Source organism: Halomonas sp. (assembly GCF_014859505.1).
Lineage (GTDB): Bacteria > Pseudomonadota > Gammaproteobacteria > Pseudomonadales > Halomonadaceae > Halomonas.
Genome location: NZ_JACUUD010000188.1, coordinates 1 through 4294 on the forward strand (window position 1 = coordinate 1; position 4294 = coordinate 4294).

Here is a 4294-nt window from a genome sequence, read left to right on the forward strand (position 1 = left end):
CAACGCCCTGGAGTTCAAGGCGTTCAAGGACATGGGCCAGCTGTTCGCCAAGTGAACGCACCGCGGCGTGGCACTCACCCCCGGCCGCGGCGATTCGGCGGGACCAGCCCATGGCGCCGCATGCGCCGGTAGACCGTGGGCCGGGAGACGTCGAGTCGTCGAGCTACCTGGCTGACGTTCCAATGTGCCTGGTCCAGCAGGTCGTGGAGGGCCTGGCCATCGTCGGTCGAGGCCCCATCGGTGGGCGCCGGCGGAAGGTAGGCCGCCGCGGAGGTGGCCCCCTGACACTCCTCCGGCAGGTCATGCACGGTGACCTCCTCCCCTTCCGAGGTGGCCAGGGCGAAGCTCAGGGCATTCCTGAGCTGGCGGATGTTGCCGGGCCAGGCATGCCCCAGCAGCGCGCTCATGGCGTCGGCACGCAGGAACCGGGTCTCGTCGCGCTCCGCCAACAGCCCCTCGTAGACGCTGCGGATCACGAAGTGCCGGTCGGCCCGCTCGCGCAGCGCCGGCAGCCGCAGCTGGGCGCCGTTCAGGCGGTAGTAGAGATCCTCGCGGAAACACCCCTCGGCAATCATCTGTGCCATGTCGCGATGGGTGGCGGTGATCACCCGGATGTCGACCTTGACCGGTGACTCGGCGCCCAGCGGCATCACCTCGCGCTCCGCCAGCACCCGCAGCAGGCGGCTCTGCAGGGCCAGCGGCATGTCACCGATCTCGTCGAGGAACAGGGTGCCGCCATCAGCCTGCTGGATGAGGCCGCGCATGCCCCTGGGGCGTCCGCCGGTGAAGGCACCGGGCAGGTAGCCGAAGAGTTCGCTCTCGATCAGCGATTCGGGAATCGCCGCGCAGTTCACCGCCACGAAGGGCTTGCCGGCGCGTTTCCCGCTGTCGTGAAGGGCCCGGGCCAGCACCTCCTTGCCGGTGCCGGTCTCGCCGGTCACCAGCACACTCACCTCCTCGTTGCGCAGGCGACGCGCCAGCTTGAGCACGCGATTCATGGCAGGGTCATCGGCGGCCAGGCCGTCCAGGGCCGGCACGGCCTCCGCGGAGGGGTGTGCCGTCGGCGCCGGCGGGCGCCGATGCCGGGGCTCGACCAGGGTGATGAAGCAGGTGATGCCGCTGGCGCGCACGCGGAAGGCGCGGATCTGGTCCTCGCCGGCGGAGAGAATGCCCAGCAGCTCGACCAGATCGCCATCGAAGAGCTGGGTAGCCGTGGGCAGGCGCTGCGCCGACCAGGCGGGCCAGCGATTCAGGTGTGCCTCGATCAGGGCGCGCCCGTTGCCGTTGGCGGCGATGATGCTGCCGTCCTCCTCGATGGCAATCAGCCCGCGCCCGTTGAGGTGGACGAACTCCCGGGCCGTGTCGTAGCGCAGGATCAGGCAGTCGCGGTAGCGATGCAGGAAGTAGGCATCCTCGATCATCCGGGCGTAGAGGTTCACCAGGGAGAGCCCGAAGTTCTGGCTTTCCTGGGAGCGCGGCGACTGCAGGGCGGAGATATCGAGCACCGCGATCACCTCGCCCTGGGGATCGGTGATCGGCGCCGCCGTGCAGGTCAGGCCGATATGGGTGGCATCGAAGTGCTCGTTCTGGTGACAGGTGATCGCCAGGGTATCGTGGATGCAGGTGCCCACCGCGCAGGTCCCGGCGTAGCGCTCGTCCCAGTCGGCCCCGAGGTAGAGGCCGGCCTTGCGCAGGGCCTGGTCATGCTCGCGCTGGCCGCGGAAGTCCACGGTGATGCCACGATGGTCGGTGAGCAGCAGTACATAGCCCAGCCGGGCCACCTGGGCGTAGAGCTGGTCGACCCCCGCACGCGCCACGTGGAGCAGCTCGTCCACCGGCTCGCGGTGTTCCAGCAGCGCCTGCCGGGTGAGGACCCGCACCTGCCGGGGGCGGCCGGGGTCGAGCCGGTACTCTCCCACGCAGCGCTCCCAGGAACGCAGGATCACCTCGCGACAGCCGGCCAGGGGGGTATCCCGGCCCTCGCTGAGGTGGATCAGGGTCTCGATATGCTGGCGCTGTTCGGTACGAAGCGTCATTGCCGCCTCCCGATCGCCCCGCCTCGCCCGGGGGAATGGCGAAGGGAGCTTCTGTTTATTGTTGTAGGGTGCTTCTCGTGTGGCTGCCGCCATTTGGCAGGCCAGCTACCAGACTATGCCGGCTCGCGCGGGAGTCAATCGGTTCGTCCTTCCCCCTTGGTCGTGGCGTGACAGGTGTAACACCAGCGCCACCCCGTACAGGTGACAGCTGTCACGTCTCGCCCGCCCGGGGGCCTCTCGTCCACGGCGGCCCCGGCATCCCTCCCCGCATATTTCCCTATCTTAATCAACAAGATATACGACATCGCGGCAGCCGGCCGCGCGTCTGGCATGGATCCTGCTCCGGGAAGGGTGTGTCACCCCCAACAACAAACGGAGACCCCCGATGACGACACACACGCCAACCCAGCACGTCCAGCAGTGGCTGGGCGACTTCGAGACCGCCCTCGAGCAACGCGATATCCAGCGAGTGCTCTCCCTGTTCGGCGAGGAGTGCTACTGGCGCGACCTCGTGGCCTTCACCTGGAACCTCAAGACGCTGGAGGGCCAGGACGAGATCCAGTCCATGCTCGATGCCACCCTGGCCGAGACCCGCCCGACCCGCTGGCGCATCGACGGCGAGGCCACCGAGGCCGACGGCGTGACCGAGGCCTGGTTCACCTTCGAGACGGGCGTGGCGCATGGCAAGGGGCTGGTGCGCCTCAGGGACGGCAAGTGCTGGACCCTTCTGACCACCATGCAGGAACTCAGGGATCACCCGGAGCCGCGGGGCGACAGGCGCCCCAAGGGGGCCGAGCACGGCGCTAACAAGTCGCGCGAGACCTGGCTGGAGGGCCGCCAGCGCGAGCAGGAGGAGCTCGGCTACACGCGCCAGCCCTACTGCGTGATCATCGGCGGTGGCCAGGGTGGCATCGCGCTCGCCGCGCGCCTGCGCCAGCTGGATGTGCCCACCATCGTGGTGGAGAAGAATCCGCGTCCGGGCGACTCCTGGCGCAACCGTTACAAGTCACTGTGCCTGCACGACCCGGTATGGTACGACCACCTGCCCTACATCCCCTTCCCCGCGAACTGGCCGGTCTTCGCCCCCAAGGACAAGCTCGGCGACTGGCTGGAGATGTACACCAGGGTAATGGAGCTCAACTACTGGGGCGCCACCGAGTGCGAGAGCGCCCGCTTCGACGAGGCCGCCGGCGAGTGGATCGTCGAGGTCAACCGCGACGGCGAGCGGGTCACGTTGCGCCCGCAGCAGCTGGTCCTGGCCACCGGCATGTCGGGCATGCCCAGCGCACCGCATTTCCCGGGGGCCGAGAGCTTCGAGGGCGAGCAGCAGCACTCCAGCCAGCACCCGGGGCCGGACGCCTATCGCGGCAAGAAGGTGGTCGTGGTGGGCTCCAACAACTCCGCCCATGACATCTGCGCGGCGCTGTGGGAGCACGACGCCGACGTCACCATGCTGCAGCGCTCCTCGACCCACATCGTCAAGTCCGACTCGCTGATGGACGTGGTCCTCGGCCCGCTCTACTCCGAGGAGGCCGTGCGCAACGGCATCACCCACGACAAGGCCGACCTGATCTTCGCCTCGATCCCCTACAAGGTGCTGCCCGCGATCCAGAAGCCGGCCTTCGACGAGATCCGCGAGCGCGATGCCGAGTTCTACCAGCGGCTGGAGGATGCCGGCTTCCTGCTGGACTTCGGCTCCGACGACTCCGGGCTCTTCCTCAAGTACCTGCGCCGTGGCTCCGGCTACTACATCGACGTGGGCGCCTGCGACCTGGTCGCCAACGGCGACGTCAAGCTGCACAGCGGCGTCAGCATCGAGCGGATCAACCCGCGTTCGGTGACCCTCACCGACGGCACAGAACTCCCCGCAGACCTCATCGTCTATGCCACCGGCTACGGCTCCATGAACGGCTGGGCGGCCCGCATCATCTCCCAGGAGGTGGCGGACAAGGTCGGCAAGTGCTGGGGCCTGGGCTCCGACACCCCCAAGGACCCGGGGCCCTGGGAGGGCGAGCTGCGCAACATGTGGAAGCCCACCCAGCAGGAGGCGCTGTGGTTCCACGGCGGCAACCTGCACCAGTCCCGCCACTACTCCCAGTACCTGTCGCTGCAGCTCAAGGCCCGCATGGAGGGCATCCCGACCCCCGTCTACGGCCTGCAGGAGGTGCACCACCTCTCTTGATCAACTCTCTTGATCAACTCTTTGATCAACTCTCTTGATCAACTCTCTTGATCAACTCTCTTGATCACCTGGCCTG

General features: G+C 67.9%; 2 protein-coding genes. One reads left to right on the forward strand and one right to left on the reverse strand.

Annotated features, from left to right (window positions below; all coding sequences use genetic code 11):
- Positions 1-74: 74 nt before the first annotated feature.
- Positions 75-2036: a sigma-54-dependent Fis family transcriptional regulator gene (locus IBX53_RS15025; RefSeq protein ID WP_290910858.1), complete on the reverse strand. Its 1962-nt coding sequence runs from the start codon at positions 2034-2036 to the stop codon at positions 75-77.
- Positions 2037-2421: 385 nt separating this feature from the next.
- Here IBX53_RS15025 and IBX53_RS15030 point away from each other — a divergent pair, with 385 nt between their 5' ends.
- Positions 2422-4218 carry an NAD(P)/FAD-dependent oxidoreductase gene (locus IBX53_RS15030; RefSeq protein ID WP_290910860.1) on the forward strand — a complete coding sequence of 599 codons (1797 nt, stop codon included), beginning with the start codon at positions 2422-2424 and terminating at the stop codon, positions 4216-4218.
- Positions 4219-4294 lie beyond the last annotated feature (76 nt).

What these genes read in the sequence shown, in the direction of transcription:
- IBX53_RS15025 (WP_290910858.1), bottom strand. Translation starts at nt 2,036, where the DNA reads ATGACGCTTCGTACCGAACAGCGCCAGCATATCGAGACCCTGATCCAC.
- IBX53_RS15030 (WP_290910860.1), top strand. Translation starts at nt 2,422, where the DNA reads ATGACGACACACACGCCAACCCAGCACGTCCAGCAGTGGCTGGGCGAC.